22 protein-coding genes are annotated in these 24,298 nt (G+C 33.3%); 5 read left to right on the top strand and 17 right to left on the bottom strand.

Going from position 1 to position 24,298, the window contains the following annotated elements:
• Positions 1-26 precede the first annotated feature (26 nt).
• The 3 genes from OOL05_RS04985 to rpmF are packed head-to-tail and all read right to left on the bottom strand — an operon-like array spanning position 27 to position 2,204.
• Positions 27-983 carry a beta-ketoacyl-ACP synthase III gene (locus OOL05_RS04985; RefSeq protein ID WP_264377619.1) on the bottom strand — a complete coding sequence of 319 codons (957 nt, stop codon included), beginning with the start codon at positions 981-983 and terminating at the stop codon, positions 27-29.
• Positions 976-2,013, bottom strand: coding sequence for a phosphate acyltransferase PlsX (gene plsX / locus OOL05_RS04980; protein ID WP_010405337.1), 1,038 nt, complete (start codon positions 2,011-2,013; stop codon positions 976-978). Before plsX ends, OOL05_RS04985 begins: the two co-directional genes overlap by 8 nt.
• A gap of 8 nt (positions 2,014-2,021) precedes the next feature.
• Positions 2,022-2,204, bottom strand: a complete 183-nt coding sequence (gene rpmF / locus OOL05_RS04975) for a 50S ribosomal protein L32 (protein ID WP_029237672.1) — start codon at positions 2,202-2,204, stop codon at positions 2,022-2,024.
• 234 nt (positions 2,205-2,438) lie between these two features.
• Here rpmF and OOL05_RS04970 point away from each other — a divergent pair, with 234 nt between their 5' ends.
• Entirely contained in the window at positions 2,439-3,221 is a 783-nt protein-coding gene (locus tag OOL05_RS04970; protein WP_029237671.1) for an MlaE family ABC transporter permease, read from the top strand.
• A complete protein-coding gene (locus tag OOL05_RS04965; protein ID WP_010405332.1) occupies positions 3,214-3,915 on the top strand; it encodes an ABC transporter ATP-binding protein in 702 nt (233 codons plus the stop codon). The genes OOL05_RS04970 and OOL05_RS04965 overlap by 8 nt, the downstream gene beginning before the upstream one ends.
• Positions 3,916-4,174: 259 nt before the next feature.
• Here OOL05_RS04965 and ffh read toward each other — a convergent pair whose 3' ends face one another.
• From ffh to rseP, 8 genes are all read right to left on the bottom strand, one after another.
• Positions 4,175-5,518 (bottom strand): signal recognition particle protein, encoded by a 1,344-nt coding sequence (gene ffh, locus OOL05_RS04960; protein WP_264730052.1) that lies wholly within the window; start codon positions 5,516-5,518, stop codon positions 4,175-4,177.
• Positions 5,503-7,062: a proton-conducting transporter transmembrane domain-containing protein gene (locus OOL05_RS04955; protein WP_064085475.1), complete on the bottom strand. Its 1,560-nt coding sequence runs from the start codon at positions 7,060-7,062 to the stop codon at positions 5,503-5,505. Before OOL05_RS04955 ends, ffh begins: the two co-directional genes overlap by 16 nt.
• A gap of 627 nt (positions 7,063-7,689) precedes the next feature.
• The gene (locus tag OOL05_RS04950) at positions 7,690-8,094 is read right to left on the bottom strand and encodes a hypothetical protein (RefSeq protein WP_264730050.1); all 405 of its coding nucleotides are present in this window, start codon (positions 8,092-8,094) and stop codon (positions 7,690-7,692) included.
• An 85-nt stretch (positions 8,095-8,179) separates the two neighbouring features.
• On the bottom strand, positions 8,180-10,993 hold the full coding sequence (locus tag OOL05_RS04945; protein ID WP_264375983.1) for an FAD-dependent oxidoreductase: 2,814 nt from the start codon (positions 10,991-10,993) through the stop codon (positions 8,180-8,182).
• Between the two features lie 45 nt (positions 10,994-11,038).
• Complete coding sequence (gene fabZ / locus OOL05_RS04940; protein ID WP_264375982.1) at positions 11,039-11,470, bottom strand: 3-hydroxyacyl-ACP dehydratase FabZ; 432 nt, start codon at positions 11,468-11,470, stop codon at positions 11,039-11,041.
• 4 nt (positions 11,471-11,474) lie between these two features.
• On the bottom strand, positions 11,475-12,035 hold the full coding sequence (locus tag OOL05_RS04935; protein ID WP_010404220.1) for an OmpH family outer membrane protein: 561 nt from the start codon (positions 12,033-12,035) through the stop codon (positions 11,475-11,477).
• Complete coding sequence (bamA, locus tag OOL05_RS04930; RefSeq protein WP_264730047.1) at positions 12,036-14,369, bottom strand: outer membrane protein assembly factor BamA; 2,334 nt, start codon at positions 14,367-14,369, stop codon at positions 12,036-12,038. It lies immediately after the preceding gene.
• Positions 14,370-14,376: 7 nt separating this feature from the next.
• A complete protein-coding gene (rseP, locus tag OOL05_RS04925; RefSeq protein WP_010404225.1) occupies positions 14,377-15,492 on the bottom strand; it encodes an RIP metalloprotease RseP in 1,116 nt (371 codons plus the stop codon).
• Between the two features lie 99 nt (positions 15,493-15,591).
• Here rseP and OOL05_RS04920 point away from each other — a divergent pair, with 99 nt between their 5' ends.
• Positions 15,592-15,858, top strand: coding sequence for a succinate dehydrogenase assembly factor 2 (locus tag OOL05_RS04920; RefSeq protein ID WP_010404229.1), 267 nt, complete (start codon positions 15,592-15,594; stop codon positions 15,856-15,858).
• On the opposite strand, the gene OOL05_RS04915 is transcribed toward OOL05_RS04920, so the two are convergent.
• The 3 genes from OOL05_RS04915 to OOL05_RS04905 are packed head-to-tail and all read right to left on the bottom strand — an operon-like array spanning position 15,836 to position 18,147.
• Complete coding sequence (locus tag OOL05_RS04915; protein WP_010404232.1) at positions 15,836-16,153, bottom strand: cell division protein ZapA; 318 nt, start codon at positions 16,151-16,153, stop codon at positions 15,836-15,838. The two genes, OOL05_RS04920 and OOL05_RS04915, sit on opposite strands and share 23 nt — an antisense overlap.
• Positions 16,154-16,196: 43 nt before the next feature.
• Complete coding sequence (locus OOL05_RS04910; protein ID WP_264730045.1) at positions 16,197-16,475, bottom strand: HU family DNA-binding protein; 279 nt, start codon at positions 16,473-16,475, stop codon at positions 16,197-16,199.
• A 19-nt stretch (positions 16,476-16,494) separates the two neighbouring features.
• Complete coding sequence (locus OOL05_RS04905; RefSeq protein ID WP_264730043.1) at positions 16,495-18,147, bottom strand: 30S ribosomal protein S1; 1,653 nt, start codon at positions 18,145-18,147, stop codon at positions 16,495-16,497.
• A 103-nt stretch (positions 18,148-18,250) separates the two neighbouring features.
• On the opposite strand from OOL05_RS04905, the gene trmB reads away from it, so the two are divergent.
• Entirely contained in the window at positions 18,251-18,895 is a 645-nt protein-coding gene (gene trmB, locus OOL05_RS04900; RefSeq protein ID WP_264730041.1) for a tRNA (guanosine(46)-N7)-methyltransferase TrmB, read from the top strand.
• Between the two features lie 208 nt (positions 18,896-19,103).
• On the opposite strand, the gene OOL05_RS04895 is transcribed toward trmB, so the two are convergent.
• Together OOL05_RS04895 and terL are read right to left on the bottom strand one after the other, a co-directional pair.
• Positions 19,104-19,625 (bottom strand): pyrimidine dimer DNA glycosylase/endonuclease V, encoded by a 522-nt coding sequence (locus OOL05_RS04895; RefSeq protein ID WP_006013204.1) that lies wholly within the window; start codon positions 19,623-19,625, stop codon positions 19,104-19,106.
• Positions 19,626-19,755: 130 nt separating this feature from the next.
• The gene (gene terL, locus OOL05_RS04890) at positions 19,756-21,153 is read right to left on the bottom strand and encodes a phage terminase large subunit (RefSeq protein WP_264730039.1); all 1,398 of its coding nucleotides are present in this window, start codon (positions 21,151-21,153) and stop codon (positions 19,756-19,758) included.
• A gap of 68 nt (positions 21,154-21,221) precedes the next feature.
• On the opposite strand from terL, the gene OOL05_RS04885 reads away from it, so the two are divergent.
• The gene (locus OOL05_RS04885) at positions 21,222-22,334 is read left to right on the top strand and encodes an alpha/beta hydrolase family protein (protein ID WP_264730037.1); all 1,113 of its coding nucleotides are present in this window, start codon (positions 21,222-21,224) and stop codon (positions 22,332-22,334) included.
• A gap of 741 nt (positions 22,335-23,075) precedes the next feature.
• On the opposite strand, the gene OOL05_RS04880 is transcribed toward OOL05_RS04885, so the two are convergent.
• Positions 23,076-24,296: a hypothetical protein gene (locus tag OOL05_RS04880; protein WP_264730035.1), complete on the bottom strand. Its 1,221-nt coding sequence runs from the start codon at positions 24,294-24,296 to the stop codon at positions 23,076-23,078.
• Positions 24,297-24,298 lie beyond the last annotated feature (2 nt).

Here is a 24,298-nt window from a genome sequence, read left to right as displayed (position 1 = left end):
AAAAAGAAGCGTGGGTAATAGGAAGTCTAATAGCGCAGTAACACAGAACCCCAGGCTAAACCTGCACCTATTGAAATCAGCAATATCAGATTTCCTGACTTTATTTTTGATTCTTGTACTGCATAGTCTAAGGCTAGTGGAATTGACGCTGCTGAGGTGTTTGCATGCTTATCAACTGTATTAATTACTTTTTCTATAGGAAAATCTAATTTCTTTACTACTGCTTCAATAATGCGAATGTTTGCTTGATGGGGAATTAACCAGTCAATATCAGTAATCTTTAAACTATTGCATTTTAGAGTTTCCTCTACTGAGGCTGTTAATTTCTCTACTGCATGTTTAAACACTTCTCTTCCATTCATAAGTATCTTTCCAGAATCACGAGTAGAGGATATTCCTCCGTTTGTACATAATAAGTCCACATTGCCATCAGAGTGTAAGTTTGTTGATATAATGCTACTGCTACTCATTTCTGATTTCATTATCACTGCACCAGCACCATCACCAAAGAGTACACAAGTTGACCTATCTTCCCAATCAACAATCCTAGACATTATTTCAGCACCAATAACAAGCGCGTATTTAATTCTATCGTTAGACTTTATAAGTGAATCAGCAACTGTAACTGCATATATAAAACCAGAGCATGCTGCCTGTACATCAAAAGCAAATGCGTTTTTACACTTTAATTTACTTTGTATAATCGTTGCACAGCTAGGAAAAGTTTTGTCAGGTGTTGTTGTTGCAACTATGATCAAACCAATTTCATCTATTGAAATTTTCGCTTTTTCTATAGCATTTTTCGCTGCATTAACAGCTAAATCTGACGTTAGTTCTCCTTCATCTGCTATATGTCTTTGAACTATTCCTGTTCTTTGCCTTATCCATTCATCGTTTGTTTCAACTATCGATGCAATTTCGTTATTACTCAAAATTTTTTTTGGTAGGTAAGAACCAGTGCTCAATATGAAACTTTTATTCAATATGACTTACCCCGTTAATTATCTTCTGGTTTAAATTTTCACTGATTGCATTTACTGCAAATTTTATAGCGTGAGCAAAAGAAATAGCATCAGAATTTCCGTGGCTCTTTATAATGATACCATTTAGCCCTAGAAACATAGCTCCACTTCTAATTTTAGGATTAAAACGCTCTAATGCTTTATTTAGCTTGGGTTTCAACAATATGCCGACAAGCATTTTTGTCATCCATGAATTAAATACTTCCTGTTTTATTAGACTGATAAAAGTACCAGCAGTTGCCTCAGCTGTCTTGAGCATTACATTACCAACAAAACCATCAGCAACAATTACGTCTATATTACCATCTAAAAATTCACTTGCCTCTATATATCCTTTGAAGTTAATACTTGGAGCATTTTTGAGTAACTCAAAAGCTCCTCTTACTGAGTCAGTACCTTTCACTTCTTCTGTACCAATGTTTAGCAAAGCGACTTCAGGATTTTCAACTTTTAATGCTATTTTTGCAAATATACTCCCCATTAATGCAAATTGAAATAATGAGTCAGTATTACAGTCAACATTTGCACCAAGATCAAGCAATGCAAAGCTTTTTGTCTTAGTTGGACAGACAGATGCAATAGCAGGACGATAGATATTGGGTAATGTTCCTAAAATAAATCTGGAGATAGCCATCAATGCTCCAGTGTTGCCTGAAGACACCATTCCAAAAGCTTTACCTTTTTTCACTGCTTCAACAGCTGCCTTCATACTTGAATCTTTGCGATGTTTCAGTGCAAAAGAGGGTTTATCATTTGGAAGAACATTATCAGAGCAATGGGTAAATTCGGAGTTATCGATTACTTTTTTGTATTTTGAAAGCAAAGGAGATATTTCTTTCTGATCTCCATAAATATGAAAAAAAACTTCAACACCTGGATCAACAAGATTATCCAAGAAAAAACTAGCACCCTGAATTACGGAAAGAGGTGCAAAATCCCCTCCCATAGCATCAAGTGCGATAACTATGTTGTTGTTGACCGTGGGTAACATATCATGAGTTACTCCGCCTTTTGTTTAATGAAAACACGTTTTCCTTTGTAACTATTGTCAACTGCTATGTTGTGAGGCAACATGAATTCTCCAGTTGTTGCACATACCACAATATTCTTAGGCTTAATAGTATGATGAGAACGATGCATATTACGCCTTGACTTTGACTTTTTTCTCTTCGGAACTGCCAAAACTTACTCCAATTCAATTATATAACACAATTTATTAGTAGCATGTTTTTTACAAGAAGTAAATAGCGAAATAAGTAAGGTTTTCTTATACAATTCAGTCTTATAAACTTAAACTCAAGCATTTTGATCAAAGTATATTGAACTTAAGATATATCTTGACTATACTCTGCGATAGAGTTAATAAAAATTTTAATAAAATCAGTAAAACTAATTTTTAGCTAAGATAAATGCAAAGTGAGTTCCTTTGATGTAAACAGTGTTAGAATAATCGGTAGGTGCTTTATCAACTTTCTGTTGAGGCTTGGTAACGCATTTGTGTTTTTTATTCAATCTCTATACCACTGCTTTGTGCCACCGTATTATTTTAGCAATGTAGCAAAACAAATTATAGAGATAGGCTTTTTCTCTTTACCAATTGTTGGGCTCACTGGAGTTTTTATAGGAGCGGTTATAGTTTTACAAAGTAGCTTAAGTGGTCTATTGATTAATCAAGAACAAGTAGTACCTAAGCTTGTTACGATCACTATCATTAAAGAGTTAGGGCCAGTTTTGATTAGCTTAATAATGGTAGGAAAGGTTGGGTCCTCAATTGCAGCAGAAATTGGCACGATGCGCATCACTGAACAAATAGATGCACTTACAACTTTGGACATCAATCCTTTCAAATATTTAATTGCACCAAGAATTCTAGCGTCAGTTATAGTATTTCCAATACTTACAGTATGTGCAGATCTAATAGGAATATTTGGAGGGTATGTCACCGCAGTCTTTGAATTTAACCACAATTTAAATATATACATAAAATATACAGCTCAATTCTTTAATATAAACGATTTTGTTGTTGGGCTAATGAAAGCGACTGCTTTTGGGGCTATAATTTCTGTTTCAAGTTGTTATTACGGTTACCATTGTAGAGAAGGTGCACGAGGAGTAGGTGTTGCTACAACATCAACTGTTGTTTTTTCGTCCATATTGATCATTTTAGCAAACTACTTGATTACTTTGATACATGTATAGCCCCATAATATCAATATTGAACCTAAGCTTGTCTTTTGATGATAGAACGATATTAAACAACATAAGTTTTAATATATCGAAGGGGGAATCATTAGTCATACTTGGCGGCTCAGGAAGTGGTAAATCTGTATTAACAAAAATAATCATTGGATTGCTAAAACCAGACTCAGGGTCTATTAAAATAAATAGTGAAAGCAAAAATAAATTTGGAGTCTTATTTCAAAATTCTGCTTTATTTGACTACGTTACAGTGTGGGAAAATATATCTTTTAATTATAAAAAGCGCTTTAATATCAGTGAAAAGGAGGCAAAACAGCTAGCAATCGAGAAGTTAAATGATGTTGGACTGGAGGAAAGCATAGCAGATATGTTTCCAATCGAGCTATCAGGCGGAATGAAAAAAAGAGTAGCACTTGCAAGGGCGATTGCGCACAATCCAGAAATTATTGTATTGGATGAGCCAACTTCAGGATTGGACCCAATTATGTCAGATATGGTAAACGAGATAATAATAAAATTATCTAAAGACTTTAACCCTACAATTATCACGATTACACATGATATTCATAGTGCATTTAAAATAGCTGATAAAATAGCAGTATTATACGAAGGGAATATTATCTACCACGGAACTGTCCAAGAAATACAAAATACTAATAACGAATATATAAAAAAATTCATTCATTATATATAGCTATAGGTTTACAAACGATATTGTGAATGCCATATCTACCCTAACTTGAGCTACTGACAATTGTCGTTCTGTTACTAGTGTAGTGCCACGGTGGTATGGTGTGTTAGCTATAAAACAACGCATTAAATATAGCTAAAGTAACTTATATCAATTTTTATTACTATGCCAATTCCAACTGCGGAAATTTATTGAATTTGTTACTTCACTACTCAACAGCAATTACAATTGATGATTTTATTTCATTCTACTACCTGCTGATTTATTTTCTGCTCAGCATATCCATTAAATCAGATTCTTTGAGTTTATTATGATCAACTTTACTGAATTTATTCACCATAGAGCTCATTTGATTATACTGCTTAATTAGAAGATTAACGTCAGTTACACTTGTTCCGGACCCCTTAGAAATTCTAAGTCTTCTTTTGCCATTTAAAATATCTGGATTTTGCCTTTCTTTTTCGGTCATTGAGTTTATGATGGCTATATATTTTTTCACTTTATTGTCGTCTGGCACACTGCTACTTAGCTTTTTTGTGAATGAACTAGGGATGAATTTCATTATGTTGCTAATGCCATCCATTTTACTCAGAGTTTTTAACATTCCCACTAGGTCGTTTAGGTCGAATTTACCCTTTTTTACTTTCTTTTGTAACTTATCAATTTCTTCCTGACCAACAATCTCAGCAGCTTTTTCAACCAATGATACAACATCACCCATGCTAAGTATCCTTTTTGCAATTCTATCGGGATAAAAATCATCGAGGTCACTTAATTTTTCACCACAAGCAATAAATTTAATTGGACAATCGGTGATCATTTTCATAGAAAGAGCAGCACCACCACGTGCATCACCATCAACACGGGTGAGAATAATGCCGGTTACACCTATTACCTCATTGAATGATTTGGCAATGTTGACCGCATCCTGGCCTATCATTGCGTCGGCTACTAAAATAACTTCTGCAGGTGAAGCTATTTCCTTTACGGCTTTCAACTCATTCATCATATTATTGTCAATATGAAGCCTGCCTGCGGTGTCTACTATTAATACATCATAATTATCGTTCTTTGCTGCTGCCAGTGCCCTTTTTGTAATTGCAATAGGCTCCTCATTTATTACTATAGATAAAGTTTGTACGTCTATCTGTTTACCCAGCACCTCAAGTTGTTTCTGGGCAGCCGGCCTATAAATGTCTAAAGAGGCAAGCATCACTTTTTTCTTTTGCTTTTTTAGCTTTAAAGCAAGCTTTCCTGAGGTAGTTGTTTTACCTGCACCTTGTAAGCCCACCATCATAATCACAGCAGGGGGTTTAACTGCTAGATTTAAGTCACTTTTCTCTGATCCGAGAACTGCAACTAAATTATCCTGCACAATTTTAATTATCATTTGTGCTGGAGAAACACTTTTTATGACTTTTTCCCCAATCACTTTATCTTTAATGTCGTTGATGAATTTTTTTGCAACTTCAAGTGAAACGTCAGCTTCAATTAAAGCTATACGTATTTCACGCATGGCAAGATTAAAATCATCTTCAGAAATGATCGACTTTCCTCTCAGTTTACTAAATACAGAATTTAAACTTTCAGTTAACGATTTAAACATAATAGCATTAGTAGAATACTCATTAAAAAGAGAGAAGAAGCTGAAACAAAACTTACTGAGTTATAACTTATCACTTCTTTAAGTTTAGTAATATTATTAAAGTATAAATTAGTAAGTGAATTAGTCAAGTTTTGCAGTACGTTGGCAGACATTTCTCTCACTTTAAAGACCAATTGATTGAACAGCAAGACAATATAGGGTACGAAAGCTCTAAAAATCCAATCAATATCCATTTTAAAATTTATTCTTGGGTAAAATAACTTGCGTAAAGGAATAAACAATAAAGTGGTACATAATAACAAATTAAATTGCGACAAAATATTTTTTGTGTTGTACACAAAATCGAAAATCGAAGGGTTATTGTAAATAGGCAAGTAAGGGTTGCCAGCAATTATACATATGAATGCTAAAATAATCATTGTTATTCTACCTTCTTTCCCTTCTGAAGGTTTGGACTTGCTTTTAGCGATAAATATGTAATAGAAAAACTTGAGCCCCACGCTTAAATAAAGCAGTAAATTTAGAATCTTGTATAAATTTTTATACACTTCTAAATTAGCACCACTTGCTTCAATCTCGGCTGTAATGTATGATTTGCTAATAAATCCAACGGTTCCAGGAAATGCAGCCACTGTGAATATCGCAATTATAGCACACATGCCTTCGACTGACATCAATTTACCCACTCCATTAAAACTAATTGTTTTTGTCCGCGAAATAATCGCATTGCTAACCACAAACAATAATGATTGATAAACAAGAGAGAAAATTATGTGTAGCATCAAAATTGGTATTGCCTTTTCCGAAGGGCTGAGTAAACCTCCTGCAATAATCAGCAAGCCCATTTGTCCTACAACATTATAGCATAGAAATCTACGAATATTTTGCTCAAGAGAAGCAAATATAATGCTGTAAATTACAGTGATGGCGCCTACAAGTGCTAATATTTCAGTACAATCTTGCCATAGGGTGTAAGTGTGTAAAAGCATCACTAAAAAAGAGACTTTAGTGGTAAATAAAGAGAGATATGTAGTGCCATGTAGTGATGCAGCAGGATATGCATCAACAACCCAAAACGAAAAAGGAAAACAAGCGCAGTTTATCAATAAACCCAAAATTATCAGGTTAGTGCTTTGAAGTGCCAATCCTGCTGTCAATATAACTCCAACCAAAAAGTGTACACAAGCGTACCTTATTGCAGATCCACTATCTCTACAGCTAGCTGCGATAATAAAAAATGCACTGATGGTCATTAATTCAAAGAATATTATAACCAACATTATCTGCTTGGATAAAATTGCACAGAGTGAGCAGGTAGTATAAGCAAAAAAAGATAGCATCTCTGAAAAAGTCAAATTTTGTGTTGGTAGAACAGCTAAAAATGCAACTGATAAAAAAGATATTAGTACGATACGAAAAGATAAATCAAAATTTAGAACTGGATGAGAGCAATTCAGTGTAGTACCTAAATTTTCAGGTAATATTAGGACTATCACTATTAATGTAGTCAATAGAAATAGCAATAAAAATTTATAAAGTTGCACAATGATGTAAAACAGTATGGTTTATGCTACCTCAACATACAAATAAAATCAATTTGCATATTAACCACTAGTTAAGCTAATTACCATATAATTATATCAGGGTTTAGAAGGTTATAGAGAAACCGGTCAGATTAGGTTTTTAATCTAATCTGACCGATAGCTTTAATAGTGAGGTAAGCTTTAATATAGCACTCCTAATTCACAGTGTTACACTCGTGCATAATTTATTTTTAATTTGTGCACGAGCGTTAGTAAATTATTTACTTTTTGAAATAAAATTTGGCATCAATTCAATATCCAGAACTTCAGTAAGTCTGCTAGTTGAGAGTGATTTACTTTCTTTGTTTTAAGTATCTGCATAAATCTAATGGAGCTGCCAGTTTTCAATGCACTCATTCGACTTTTATGCTCTTCGCAATATTTGATTCTATTAAAGAATTCTTTGCTAATCTAGTCTTTAACGCTTTTTTTAGATACCGCCGCGGTGTCTCAGCATAGATTCCGCTAACACGTAGCGGAATCTTAAATTGTTTTAGCTATAGATCCCTGTATCAAGTACTGTAATGACGGCATTCGAGTAGCGGACACTGGAATCAAGAAAGCTCTTTAGTAGCTGTATAATGAAAATTAGATCATAAAATCCTCTGACAGCACATTCTGTGTTTCACCGTCATCCATAACTGTGTAATCAATATCATATTTATCGAATTCATTGCGCATCCTAGTGAAATGTCCTTTATCATGATCCAAAAGAACACTTACGTATTTAAAGCTATCATTAAAAAGATCATTATAAATTACTGGAGATTGAACTGTGTAGGATGTTGTACACTCATCTTGACCGTTATTATCTTTACAAAGGGACATTTTTCCTGTTTTGCCAGTATCATCTTTAGTAGAAATAAGAAATTTCATACCTACGTCTTCGTTTTTTGCTATAAACTCCTTACACTTTCTACTTTTTGCAGAACATGGTCCTATAGCTATAGAGTAGCTTTCTTTTGGAAGTTTGAATATTAACTCATGTGTCATAATACTACCTTAATAAAAATCATTATTATAGTATAGATTTATTAATAAATAATATACATTATGGTATAATTAGTACAAAATAGGTTTAACCAATCTCAGTAGGACTGCCAGTTGGACCCATAAGAATTATTTGTTCACCTTTTTTAAAACATTTACATAAATTAGTGGAACCGCCAGTTTCAAGCACAATAGTAGAAATAAATCCTTTTTTTTTGTCTACTTCAGTGCCGGTTACTGCTATACCTTCCATAGTGAGGTGAGTTTTTCTGCTATTGGTTTCAAAATTTTGCAACCTAAAGAATTGTCCAGGTTTAAAATTCTTTGCCGCAAGTGGTGCTTTGATCACTATTTCCACAACTTTGTCTGTTAAATATTGAACTTTTATAACCTTTGCAGTGAATTGCTCTTTGATTCTATTAAAGAATTCTTTGTTAGCTTGACGGAACAGCGTCACTCCAGCGCGTGACGCTGGCTGATTAGCTGTTTGGATCACTCCACTCAAAAGCTGAGAAATAATAGGGTAGCCGTTCTTAGCACTTGCCATAGCTTTCACGACGCTGCCACTATACGAAGGATGAAGATCACCAAAAAAGCTGATTGTTTTATTGCCTTGCTTATACACTAATATTCTATCTTTATTTTGCATTTTAGGAGAAAATATTGGGTCTATTTCTTTTCCTGATGAATTCAAATGAGTAAAATACCCATTACTTAATTTAAAATGCTTTTTATCTTCTGTTGCAATAACTGTATTTGGCTCAGTACCTGCTGCTATAAAAATAGAACGTGCTTTTATACGTTTGATTTCGCCGGATTTTGTGTCTATCAGTTTTATTGACTCAGCATGGTTATATTTATCTGTCACAACTTCAACTGGCTCTAAGTTTTCAATAAAGTAAATCCCTTCTGATAATGCGTTTTGCACCTCTTCGCTATTTAATCGATAACTTGGCGAGTCTTTCAGCTCTTTTCTATATACAACTTTCACTCCCCCAAGACTCTGCATTAACTCTAATATTTTTATTTCTCTACTTTCTTTTTTTGCTAATTCTTGCTCTGCTTGGATCAACTTTGCGTGCGATATGAGCTCATTCGCAATTTCGTGCTCTTCTTCTGTCCAATCTTTTTCAACACAGTCTTTTCCGTACTTATCAACCAATATTTCATAACGAAGAAGAAATTTTTCTACTTGAATTGGATAATACGCTAAAGCTTCAGTGGCAGTGTCAATCGCAGTAAGCCCAGCCCCTATTACAACTATCGGCATACGAACTTGCAGACTTGCTATAGAATCAAATTTAAGAGCGCCAGTCAGTTGTAACGACATAAGAAAGTCAGATGCCATACGCACTCCACGAGCTAGTATATTCTTTATTTTGATCATTCGTGGCTTGCCAGAGCCAAGTGCTAGGGCGATGTGATCAAAACCCGAGTTGAACGCGTCATCAACATTAATCGTGCCACCAAAACGAATACCTCCATAAAGTGCGAAATTCTCACGTCTTTCCAGCAAAAGTCTAATGATTTTTAGATAGTTTTTGTTCCATCTAGAGGTTATGCCATACTCTGCTACTCCACCAAATCCACCAGCTGTGCGTTCACTTAGTTTTTCATGCTCGAAATCTTTAATTAGCTGAAAATTATCGATCAAAGGTTCAATCTTTAGTCCATCAATGGCGATAACGTTATGCCCATCGTTTAATAAATGATGAGCTAAATTAAAACCCGCAGGACCAAGCCCTACAACTAGGACGTTTTTTCCTGTGTTTCCTTTTGGCAATGGACGCTGAAAATTTAAAGGATTCCAACGGCTAAGCAGAGAATATATTTCAAATCCATACGGTAAACTAAGCACATCATCTAGAATCCTTGTTTCAATCATTGGCACATTTACAGGCTCTTGTTTCTGATATATGCATGAGTTCATGCAATCATTGCATATTCTTTTCCCAGTAGCTGCACATAATGGGTTATCTATTACCACAATTGCAAGGCTTGCTATGCTGTACCCTTCGCTTTTCACCAGATTCATTTCTGATATTTTCTGTTCTAGTGGACAGCCGTGCAATTCAACTTTGAGTGGGGACTGTTTAAAGTTATTGTCGTTATTACTTAGCCCCTTTGAACAACTGTCCTTATTTTGCTTATGACAAAATATGCAGTAATGAGCATTATCCAATGCTTTATTCAAACTCACCTTTTCACTTGTCAGATCAAAACCATGTCGTCTTTTTGTTTTGCTTGAATACAATACCTCAACTTCGTCTACTTCTTTTTTGAAGAACGATACGAGATTTTCGTGATCAATTTTTCTGTGAATACTAAAAAGTATACTCTGTTTATTTTTTACTCTCCACGCTGCATATTGCGCTGCAAGTTCTATTTCTTCTTTGTGATCCTCTTTATTTTCCAACCAACGCATCACCTGCTCAGCAAAATTTTTTTCTGTTGTTGGTAGGGCAAGAAAGCGATTTAATTTGCTGGTAACATAATCAATATCTATATCTGCTATATCAGTGTACTTCTTTAATGCATAGCGTTGAACAAATAACCTTTTACACTTATATATTGCAGCAAAGTCGTTGTGCTTTTTCTTTAGCTCCTCTGCTTCTTTTCCAATATTAAAAAGTTTTGCAATAAATTCATCAAGTAAATATGAGAGGTCTATTATTAACTGACTATCTGTCATTTGAGTGGCCAACATTGGTTGTTCTATGGATCCCAGTGTCAAGCACTGGGATGACATCAAAGAAGAAGCTGCTTTTTCTCTTGCTTCAATTAATGAACAAAACAAGCTTTCATCGCACGATTTTATATAATCTAAAAACGTCTCATCTAATTTTATTAATCCACTACAAGTGTATAAGTTTGAAAATGAGATTTTGAAATTCAGTTGCATTGTTATACTATACAGTGTACATACTGTTTCTTAGAGATGAAGATTTTATTTGTCTTGCAGTCTTGCTAAGATTGTTGCTTCTGCAGCTTTTTCTTCCCCAACATATGCAACACACTCAAATTTGCGTGCACCCAAACACGCATTTTTTATATTGGATTGAAGAACCAACGTGTCCCCTGGAATAACTGGTCTTCTGAATTTTGCGTTTTCAATAGACATAAAGTAAACAACTTTATTTTCTATTGTTTCTTTACCGAGGACACATATAGCAGATGCCTGAGCTAAAGACTCAACTATCAAAACTCCTGGCATTATCGGATGGCCAGGAAAATGGCCAATAAAAAATGGCTCATTGAAAGTCACATTTTTGATTGCTTTTATGCTTTTACCATGGTCACATTCTATTACTCTATCTACTAAGAGAAACGGATAAGAATGTGGTAGTATTTTTATAATATCACTGATATTAAATTGCATAAGCCTACTCAATGCTTTGCAAAGCAAATTCAGGTATTTCCTTATTTACATTTTTTAATACCACATCTGATAAATCAACCTCATCCATAGAGTATAGAACTTGGTTTTTTTTTGAAATAAATAGTACTAAATCTACATTGTTTTTTTCTGCCGTTCTTTTAGCCACTTCTTTTATTTTGTTAAAGACACTTTCTACTGCTTCTCTATAGTTTTCTTCTAAATTTGACATTTTCTTAGCGTAATTATCCCTAACGCTTACAGTGTACTTACTAAATTGTTCCGTCTTTTCTTTTTTTGCTTCTTCTGACAAAAGGTCAAATTCTTCTTTCGATGGCTTAAATTTTTCTAACTCATTTTCAAATTCTTGCTGTAATCTAGAATTCTGCTCCTTTATTTGTTGTTGTATATTTTGCAGAGCCAGAGATTCGTTGATAACTTTGTCACTATCAATAATGGCAGCCTTTGTATTAATCGCGCTCTGAGGTTGATACCCTACAAACTTATACCCTACAAATAAGGAAACAATTAAGGCAATGACTGATGTAAATAACTGTATATATTTCATTCAAATCCCCGCTTCAATAGAAATTTTAACGTTTGGTGATGGTATTATATCATAAGTTTCCTTTACTAAAGGAAACCCAAAATCTAATCTAAGTCTACCAAAAGGAGAGGGCATTGAAAAGCCAAAACCTGGTGATACTCTTATAAGCTTACTATCGTAATATTTTCCACTATATATCTTCTTTTCATCTAAACCAAAAAGTGTTGCGTAGTCAACAAATAGTGAGCCTTTGATACCAGCATAGTCGTATAATTTAGATAGTGGAAAATCTACTTGCTGTGTTAAATTAAAATAAGTTTTGCCTCCCAATGAGCTTTTATTTTTGTCTTCTGCTCTTGGTCCAATGCCGGAAAGGTCAAATCCTCTAATTTCATTACCACCTTTAAAAAAGTGCTGGCCAATATTTAGCTCTTTATCGGTATAAGAGAAAATATGACCTGCTGCTATTTTAAAGCGCAATGTTATATCATCATCAATTTTGCTTAGTATAGGGCGTGTATAAAAAGACAAAAACTCAGATTTTAGGAAATTTACATTTCCTCCCAATCCTGAAATATCCTGATTTAAGCGCAATAAATATCCCTCTTTAGGAGTATAGAGGTTATCCAGTTTATTGTATGATAACGTATATCCCACTGATGAAACCTGATACTCACCTTCTTGATCTCTTATTATCTCAGAGATATCCTCATCTTTTCCACTCTTATTGTCCATATGTATATGGTTATATTTATAAGAATAGCGAATAGAGTTGGTTAGATTTTCTAAAATTTTATAAGATAATTTTACTGTTCCTCCCCAGTCACAAGTATCAAAAGTGGTGTTTGGCTTATCTTGTTTTTCATAAAATATACCTACGCCTAATGACGTATCAGAATCGTTAAAATTATTTTCAACAGCGTCTATACTAGTAGAAAGAACATATTGACTTTTTTCAAGAGCAAAAGATACCTCTTTACCACTACCAAATAAATTACGATCTGTGAAATCGGTTTTAACAAATACTCCACCAGGAAGAGACATGCCACCTGTTAAAGATAACGAGGCAGTTCTTTTTTCTTTGACATTTAAATCAAGATTTACTGCATTTTCATCCACTATATAACTATTTATTTTTACTGTTTCAAAAAAATCGCTATATATAAGTTTTCTACGTGATTTTTGAATCTCAGATGTGTTATATGCGTCGCCTTCTGCCATGCTAAGTTTTCTTCTAATTACTTTATCTAAAGTGCGGTCATTGCCATCAATAGTAATTTGGTTTATATAAATCTTTTTACCTGGTAGCACTTTGTAAGTTACATCCACAATATTGTTATGTTGTGTATATTCTGGATTAACTTTTGCAAATATATATCCTTTTTCGTTTAAATGTTTACTTATTTTTTCTGCTGTATTGTTAATTTTAACTCTATTAAATATTTGATTATTTTCCTCTTTGATAAATTCTAATATTTCTTCCCTTAAACTTAAATCCTTAATCTCAGTTTCAATATCAACTTCATTATTTCCAAATAAGTATTGCTGCTTTTCATCAATCAAAAAAGTTAACTCTATTTGGTTGTTATTATCAACCTCAACAATTGGTTGGATATTATTTTGAATATATCCCTTAGATGAATAGAAGCGATCAAGCAGTTCTGTATTAATCAGTAGATATTGAGGTGAATAATGAGTTCCGCTTTTAAAAATGGCTCTAAATAACTTACTAAATATATCATTGCTATGCCTTTTGATAACTTGCTCTAGCTCATTTGCTGAAAAGTTTTTATTACCTATGAATCGTAAACCCTTAATTTTAGACGTTCTTCCTTCTTTTATCTTAAAAATTAGGTTTATCCTATTGCTACCAAGCTTATCTAGCTCATATGCAATTTTAACACCAATTTTACCACTGTTCCTATAAAGAGTAGCTAGATTTATTAAATCGTTTTGTAATTTTGTTTCAGTGAAAATAGTTAGTGATTTTGACTGGATAACGTTATTTAGCAACTCTTTACTGTTAAATAACTTATTGCCTTTCAATATTACTTTGTTAATCAATGGATTCTCATGAATTTTTACTACTAAGTTTTTTTCATCATCGATATAGGCGTTAATACTAGCAAATAACTTTGTTTTATATAAATCTTTTATAATTGAATCTACATCATCATCATTTATATGACTACCTGGTTCTAATTTTGTATAAAACCTTATTGTTTGATCACTTACTCGCTCATTGCCAATATACTTAATATTTTTTATCTGTACTTTTTCTTTATTTTCTAGAGCAACAAGTAGAGTGGGAAAAGAAATAAGTATTATTATTAGTATGTGAAATAACTTTTTCATATGTATCTTAAAAAAGATGCCTAATATCATTTGTGATTGCAACTGCCATCAACAAAAACAGTATGGTAGCACCAAAAGTGACTGCATATTTTTGATATTTCAAACTCAAATCTCTACGTATAACTGCTTCTATAATATAATGAAATAAATGCCCACCATCTAGTAGTGGTATTGGCAGCAAGTTAATTGCAGCTAAATTAGCTGAAATAATTGCCATAAAATATAGAACCATCATAAGTCCCTTTTTAGCTGATTGCCCTGAATATTTTGCAATTTTTATTGGCCCACCTATTTCATTTATACTCCTTTTACCAACAACAATTTGAAAGAGTGCTTTGATTGTTAAACACATAGTGTGGTAGGTTTCATTCACTGATAGGCTAGCAGCTCCAAGAAAAGATGACTGTTTTAACCCTATCATATTAATTGAGGTAATTCCTATAGTTTTTCTTTCTATTATGTTACCAAAGACATCTCTATCCTCAACTGTAAACGGAGTTAGAATAGTTCTGTACTCTTCGTTATTTCTTCTATACTTAATTTCTATTCTTGTTTCAGGGTTGGACATTATCACGCGTGAAATATCTTCAAAGTATTTTATTTTGTACTCATTGATCTGTGTAATAGTGTCACCTGGTAATAGGCCAGCTTGCTTTGCTGCACTTTCTTCAATTACATTACCAATTACTGGTGGAGTACGATAATAACCTGCCACGCTGAAAAATATTGTGAAAGCTATAACGGTAAATATCATGTTTGCAAAAGGCCCTGCAAAAACTATTGCTGCTTTTTGATATCGAGGTTTTGTATGGAATGAGTATAATTTTTCTTCTTCAGTTAATTTTTGTTGATCAACAGGAACGCTTGCTGCATTAGTATCCCCTAACATTTTAACGTAGCCACCCAATGGAAAGGCACTTAATTTCCATCTAGTTCCAGACTTGTCGTTAAAACCAAAAATTTCAGGACCAAAGCCTATAGAAAAAGATTCAACTTTAACCTTGCATGCTTTAGCGACAATATAATGCCCACATTCATGCACGAATACTATGATAGAAATTATTAAAGAAAACGATAAAAAATAATATATTCCAGCGCTAAGTTGATGAGAAATTAATTCCACCTATGTTTTAAATCTTAATCAAACGTTGAGTATATTAAAATGCGCCTTGCTTGACAAGTATTTAGTTTAGTCTTTAAATTAAAAAAAAGTTTAATGACAATGATAGATATCTCCTTATTAAGAAGAAAACTGATGTATAGGAGTTGGCATAGGGGTTGTAAAGAAACTGATATACTTTTAGGGCATTTTGCATTGAAATATCTTGATAAATTTTCCTTAAGTGAACTAATTGAATACGAAAAAATAGTTGATCTTGATGATTGCGAATTATATTGTTACATCACTCGTAAGAAACTTCTCCCCCCTGATTTGAGTAGTGAGGTAGTCGATTTGATTGCTTGCTTTAATCACTTATGCACCCAATAATCTTGTTTACCCTATCTAATACTTCAGCATATTCTACTCTTTTTTCCTCCCTATACTTTTTGCATTCTTGATTTATTTCGTCTAATCGCTTTGTTAATTCTAAAATTTTATCTTCGAGAGTCAATGCTGCAAGTAAGAAATTTAATGCATCTGAGCCCTTACCTCCAGTTCTTTGAGATATGGAGCTAACTAGCTTGTTGAAGCTATTAGCAAGTTGTAATAAATGGTCCTTCTTTTTACTTTCGCAAGATATTTTATATGTGTTATTATGTATAACTATTTCTACTACTTGCATATGATGCTATATTGTACAACTTTCAAATTTACAATATAGATTTTTATTCATTTATCAAGAGGGATAACTTTTTACTGCTACGAAAATAAGTTTTAAAGTATTGATGTTTTGCAACCTTCTGTGACGTCAAATTACTTGCTTCTTTCAAGTTATAGCTTCTAATTGAAAAAGAACCAAACCCCCTGATTTCAACTCTATTATGATATTTCAACGTGTTTGAAAACACTCGAAAGAAACTATCAACTATGTCTGCTATAATGATCTTATCTAACAAAAGGTGTTTTTTTGCCACTTTTGCTATTATATCAGATTTCGTTGCCATTTATATGAAGCACAAGAAGTTATTTGGCAGATAATATTATATTATATTTTTCAACACCTATTACTTCAACTTGTATTTTTTCTGATATAGAAAACTTTTTATTTTCTGGTAAATGCTCTTGATCTACTAAAAGGGTTACATTGTTCTCAACCTCAACGATTAGACCATTTTCCTCTCTCTTACTTACAGTAACCTGAATTTTATCCCCTACTTTAACTTTCTCTATCAGTTCTTCAAGAGGATCATACTCTATTTGCTTTACTCCAAGATAAATTCTTGTCCGATCTACGTTAGCCCTTATCACTTTTGCTTCTATTTCATCACCTACATTATACTTTTTTATCTCATCTGAATTGTTTTTCGACCAACTTAGATTTTGCATATAAATTGTTCCTTCTACGTCCTCAGATATCTCAGAATTATCAAAAGTCACAGATATTTGTGAACCATTGTTGCTTTTAACTTTACCAGAAACAATAGAACCAAGAGGATATTTATCAATAAATACTTGCCAAGGATTCTCTACGCACCTTTTTGTGCTTAAACTCATCTTATTTTTAATAATGTCAATACCGAGAATTTTTACATCCACTTCTTGTCCTATTGTTACAAAACTACTGATTGGTAAATTACTCTTGCTCCAAGTTATTTCTGATGAGTGTACCAAACCCGCAATCCCAGGTTTAATCTCAACAATGAATCCACAATCTTTTATACCCGTTACACATCCTTTGTGTACGCTGTTAATTGGACATTTTGACTCTAGATCTTGCCAAGGATTGTCTCCTAATTGTTTTACACCCAGGGAGATTTTTCCATTTTCTCTATCTATTTTTATAATTTTAGTTTTTATATGCTGACCATAAGAAAAAATTGCAGATGGATGACTTACATTACTCCAAGAGATATCTGTAATATGTAGCAGCCCATCTATAACTCCCACTGTATCTGATTCATGAATGCCAACAAATGCACCGTAGTGAGTGATGCTTTTTATTTTGCCTTCTACTACATCACCTTCATTTAAAGATTCTAAAAACTTAATTTTTTCACCAGCATGCAATTTCTCTAATACCAGCTTTCTTGATACTACAATATTCCCCTGCTTCTTATCCATTTTAAGCACGATGAATTTTTGTTCAGTTTCAATAAGGTGATTAGCATCTTTTATTTGCTTCAAATCCACATGACTCAGCGGTAAAAACGCACTTATTCCATCACCAAGATCAACAATAAAACCGCATTTAATTGAGCGTTTAATGATTCCTGTTACTTCATCTTTTGTAACTGCGCTTTCTTCCAATTTATTCCATTTTTCGTCTCTGATTGCTTTCTCACGACTAAGAACAACATTACCATGGTAATCTTCAATTCTTTCAACATAAACTCTAATTTTCGAGCCAACAGTGATATCATCATTACAACTGAGCTCCTTAATCAGAATTCTTCCGTCTGACTTTAAACCAACATCAACCACAATATCATTAGAATTTCTTCTTGTGATTATACCTTCTACCACATCTCCTTCTTTGATTTTGTTAGCAAAAGAATCTTCACAAAAGTCATTGTCTTGATTATCAAATTGATCTTGAAATATCTCTTCTATGAACCTATTTGATGATAGCCTCTTGATAGCAACTGTACTTTCCATACCTTTTAATTTTAACTTCATTAGAACTCATATATTATATAATATTAATAATTAGTGACAAGTAAATTCTCATTAATTCATTTCGAGAATTGTTTAAGCTATAAAAGATTAAGTTATGTAAGATATGTTATCTAGGAATAATAATTGGATTAGGTCATTTTCCAGAAGATCTAGGTTGAAGTTGAATGTTTTGGAGAAGTATTCTATTAAAAACAGCAAGGAATCTATAAAAAAGATCGTAGACTTACAAAAAAGAATACGGGTAGAAATAGGTTTCGGTAATGGTGAAAATATGCTCCATCAGGCATTAAATGAATCTGATCTATTATTTATAGGATGTGAGCCTTATTTAAAGGGGGTCTCTTCCTTGCTAAAAAGCATAGAAGCACACAGCATAAAAAATATTTTAATATGGACAGAAGATGCAAGAGAATTAATTGTCAATTTTCCTGACCACAGTGTTGAAAAATTCTTTATTCTCTTTCCAGATCCATGGCCAAAAAGAAGTCACAACAAAAGACGGTTAATTAATACGGAATTTTTAAATTTATTAGCAAAAAAAATACTTGTCACAGGTGAAATATTTATTGCAACTGATCATCAGGATTATGCAGAGTGGATAGAGTTACATATAAAGCAGTGTAATTTTTTAACCTATAAGGAAGATAGTTTTGCAAATTATACCCCAACAAAATACCACAGAAAAGCGCTAGAATATCAGCGTAAAATAAAGTTTTTTAAAGTAAATGTTATATCTAAACTGACTTAGATTTACCTCTGCTTGTTAGTACAGATGTGTACATGACACTCTATAGTGCAAGTAGCCTACCATATACTGGGAATAACAGTTTACTGAATTCTTTAATCTCACAAATAGAAAGATCAATAAACTTGATAAACATCAACATTATCAGCCAGCATTGCTTTTGCAACTTCAATTCTACCTTTTTTATGATCGGTTTGGATAATTTTATAACCTATAGCATTTTGTCTAGCAACCAATCTGGTGCTTCTCTACCTTTTTCCCACTTAGCAAATCTCATCTTTTCTTTTAGGTAATATTCTCTATATGCTTCTATTGGGTTACTACATTTATATCGATCAGGTAACGCTTGTGTAAAAGCTTGTATATCAGCTGATCGAAATATTAGCAAATCCTTGTTATTATCGCACCAATCTATAACTTCTTCGGATTTATGCGTTCTTTTGTATCGCAAGCTATATTCTATACACAATTCTTTTCCATGTTTTATTAACCAATCAAAGTTTCCTTTTGATTGTCTAGCCCATAAAGAACAAGGATGGTTTTTGTGAGTAAGTTTATATGGAACTTCTATATTCTGGTTTGTAATGCTGACTAAAGGATTTGGCTCTTTTAATGCTATTGAAAAAACACTGCTAAGCAATTGAGCAGTTTCTAGCGGCATTTTTACTATGTGCTTATCGCATAACATTTGTGCTGCAGTTACAGGATTTTCGTCTAATATAAAGATATTCATCTAAGCACCCAGAGATAGAATTTTTGCGTAGTATTTATTTCAATAAACCCTAAAATATCATTCAGAAAATGGATAAGTTAAATAAGCTCAGTTAAAAAAATTATACACAATTCCGAGGAACCTTTTCAAGCTACAATGAACGTATAGCTACCACTCTAGCAATATTATTTCTCACCCACTGAAGATATTGCACGGTACTGTCTACTTGATCGTCGTGACGGATTTCTGGAAACATTAAAATCTCATACTCAAAGTCGCTAAGCCATACTGCTTGGTTAGGGAGAAAAACCCGCTCAGATTCTATAATTGGGACAATTCGGTGAAATCGAGTTAATTTGTCATCATGTGGTACTATTTGAATAATAGGTAAATCACTGTTTTTCCTGAGCTCCTGAACCAATTGCTGACCGCTTGCTTTTGCTTCGATTAAAATTGCGTGTGGCTTCCACCTTGCAGCCAGCGACAGAACTTTCTCTTTAAGTTTTGGATATTCAAGTTTTGCGCGATATACATCGAGTAAATAGAATGTATTATCTACTTTTGTCCAGGTAGTGCAGACACTAAAGTCACTTGTATTGTTTGTTGAAATTGCAGTATCCCAACTTTGTGTTACATGCAAGAGGCTATCAGGAAAATTTTTATAGCGCTTCAACCACTCTCGTTTAATTATAGCACTTGAAAGTGGTAGAGGGTTTTGTTGGTATTGAGCAGCAAAACCATAACTCCCAAGTTCAGCTTTTATCATCTCAATTTCTTCTTTTCCTTCAGTTAGGGAATACAACAATTGACCTTCTTTTCTTGAGTATATTTCCTGTTCATGCTCTGGAATATGATTATTAACTGAATAAATAATCTCCTTATCTTCAGCTATTATTGGTAAACAGACATGATGCCATATGTTTCTTGGTTTACAGAGGAGGTGACCAGTTAAATCTTCTAAATGGAGTCTGTGCATCACAAGAACGATAACTCCTTTTTTTCTGTCGTTGAGCCTGGTTACTAAAGCCTGATCAAACCAGTTTGCAGCACGCTTTCTAAATGTTTCGCTCAAAGCTTGTGCGGGACTTAGTGGATCATCCACGATAATGAAATCTCCACCTTCACCGGTTAATGTTCCCCCAACTGATGTTGCAATCCTACATCCTCTTTGCACTGTTTGAAATTTATATTTAGTGTTTTGATCTTTGCATAATTCTACTTTCGGAAATAGCTCTCTATACCAATCAGATTGCATTATGCACCTTGTATCGAGTGAGTGCTTTTCGCTAAGCAACCGAGAATAACTTGCAACTATTATTCTTGCAGTTGGCTGATTTCCAAGTATCCATGCGGGCCATGCAACACTTACACAAATGGACTTCATTGAACGCGGCGGCATATTGAATATTATTCTTCTTGCTTCACCAGCGCTTGCTGCTTCAAGCCTGTCTGCTATGACTTTTATATATTGATAATCATTATACTCACATCCCGGCACTACCGTTTGAAAGCATAATTCAATGAATTTGAGAAGGTTTATATTGTTCATAAATTAAGGTTTGTTGATTTTTTTAAGATTTTGTTGTGTAATTAAACCAGCATAGTGAGAGTTAAAATATGAAAGAAATAAGAGAGCAAACTGAGAGAGAATTTATAAAAACTCAAAACGGGATGAAAATAGAGACAATTACGCTTCTTGGTAAAAATCAAAACAATAATCAAGGTGAAAAACATCTGATATACTTTATTGGTGGAAATAGAGCGTTAAGCCCTGGTAAAGATTATTCCCAAAATTGGAATTGGGCCACAGAGCAAGGGATAACTGTACATCTTTTTAATTATCCTGGACTTGGTTTAAGTAAAAATAACTCATTGATACGTAGCAATAGAGTTAAATCTGGTGTAGCAGTTGTAACTAACTTATTGGAAAAAGGTATAAAGCCAGATGATATCATATTGTTTGGAGACTGCCTTGGTGGACATGTAGCTGCAGAGGTTCATAAAAATTTTAAGGGTAAGGATATACATTTAAGATGTATCGTTAGCAATGCCGCTAGTTCACTTAAACAAGCGTCTCTTTATTACTTTGGTTTTATGGCAAAGTTAAAAATTTTTCTTGCTCCGATAATCAGATTGGTACTGAAGATTTTTGGCTGCCACTGGAAGACATATAAAATCGTAAATTCAATTACTCCTTATACAATGTACTTTAATCGAGAGGGAGATAAAACGATAAAACAGCCAGCGCAACTTGCAACAGAAATAGAAAAAATAGATCAAAGCGGTAGAAGAAAAGATTACCAAAAAAAAGAAGTATTTGAAGGATTTGAGGAATATGAAGAATTTTTCAAGCAGCATATAATATTAAGAAAAAATGATGAGTGTATTGATTCGAAAAAAGCTGATAAAGATATACATAAATTGCCAATTACGTGTTTAAAGTCTTCCAACAAAACTGATTACACTTTTCCTGAGTTGATTAGTTTATATATTTATATTACAGATGAATATTTTTCTAAATATGGCTCATTAAATAATGAAGAGAAGATTAAAGCATTTAAAGAAAGTAAATTTTATAAAGATTTTTCAAGCTGCAAAAATTCAAAGGACTTTTTGCATAATTACATGAAGAAGCAAGAGCGTCCTTCGATGTCATTTCAGCATGTGATAATAGAATCTGGGGAAAAAAAGACCTTTCTTGACAAGTCAAAGAAGGCTAGTTGCTCTTAACTTGACGCGTATGCTTTCTTCAATATTTTAGCCATCTGTATCTGTTCAGATGCATGCAAATATTGAAACCAGTGTTTCTTTTCTTATCATCCGAGTACTGGGATCCAGAAGAATTAATTGTGAACAAATAGCTATACGATATTTTCAATGAAGTTACAAAAAAGCTGTATTCCACACTGGAATGACACCGTCATAAACTGCTAGAGGTCTTCATAATGTCATTCCAGTCCTCATAGTGTTTATCCCGGCCTTCATAATTTCATCCCAGTGTCCTCTTTCTCTTGTCATCCCAGTACTTGATACTGGGATCCAGATGCATGGCTAATGCTGAAACCAATACTCCCTTTTCTTGTCATACGAGTACTGGGACCCAGAAGACTCAGGTAATAAGAACTAGATTCCAGCGCCACGCGCTGGAATGACACCGTCATAAACTGCTAGGTCTTCATAATGTCATCCCAGTACTGGGATCCAACTAAATTGGTGAACACTTTACAGCATTTTTGATGGAAAGAACTAGATGCCAGTGTCAAGCACTGACCCATTTTTTCCTTAAGTTTTTGCAGCTTGTGTTCTATTACAAAACCACTGCGGTACTAACGAGCGGCAAAATGGTAGCGAATCTAAACTAAAAAGAATACATTTTTACACTGCTTGAAAGTCTACTCGATTCAATTTTAAAAACAATTATTGAAACAATTATAATATACTTTGTGCGTGGTTAAGATAGCTCTGGAATGATTAAAGAATTGAGTCATCAGTTGAGTAAGACTCATCATTTATGTCCGTTACAGAGGAAAATTGCTCAGTTAATGTAGTCATTTTTCTACCTTTTCCACTGTTTGTTAATTCAAATATATTAGCTGGGCAGTAACTTGGAGAGTTTGGATTAGTGGTTCCTTCTGTGATAAAAAATGATGGTTTATCGTTAAGTAACTTGCAAAAGTTTGGCTTATATTCCTTTTTCATACAGTTTAAACTTATATACTGATATTCATCTGGGATCTTTGAGTATTGTGGATCATATTTTTTATGTTCAAAAAACTCATTACCTAAGAAGTTACAAAACGTTAATTGATAATCATCATTATTACTGGACTGAACAACTTTGAGGTAATGAAAATCTCTAGGAATTTTCATCTCTTCTTCTTTTGTAGTATGGTTATATATGACAAGCTCACCATTTAGCATATGATAGCCAATTTTCGGTAAAGTAGCTACACACTTACCATTTTCTTCTTCATTGATATCATCCGACAATTTTTTTTCTTGCTGCAAAATAGAATTCTGCCCTGCCTTAGCTGTTGCTTCTGATAAACTGCACTGCTCAGTCTTAGTTAAGTTTTTTATTATTGTTGATACCTCACTAATTTCTAATATATCATGTTCATTTTTTGTGTATTGATACTTATAGCAACTACCATCTTTACATACTGGAAGACATTTTCCTTCTTCATCTGATATATAGATATAATCACCTTCTATTGTAAAATAAAGTCCACTTTTTTCTTCTTTAATCTTTTCTAGTACTGGGTCATTTTCATCGTTAAAATTGATAAAATTGAGCATTCCAAATAAATAATTTCCTTGATCATCACTCATTATGAGTTCAATAACAAAATTATTACTGTCTTTTATGTACTTACGTGAAATTAACGCTTCTTCTCCTAATTTAAGCTGTTTTATAATATTCTCTTGATTCTCGCCTATGATAGCTTTTTGTTCTATAATAAAGTCCGTGCCATTTAATTTCAGAGGTGAGTTGTTTGTAAATAAAACTATCTCATCACCCTGCTCCTTTAACTTTAAATCATTAATATTCCCTACTTCAACTGTACCAATATGTGAAGAAACAGTATTAACATTACCATTTTCCTTTACTATGTAATATGCAGTGGGAAGTTTAATCAATTTTTTATAAAGCGGATTTTTATCGTCTATTTTAAATATATGTTTTTCCATGA

Origin of the sequence: Wolbachia endosymbiont (group B) of Episyrphus balteatus, from assembly GCF_947250575.1 — a bacterium.
Classification (GTDB): Bacteria; Pseudomonadota; Alphaproteobacteria; order Rickettsiales; family Anaplasmataceae; genus Wolbachia.
This window is presented reverse-complemented; position numbering and strand designations above follow the sequence as displayed.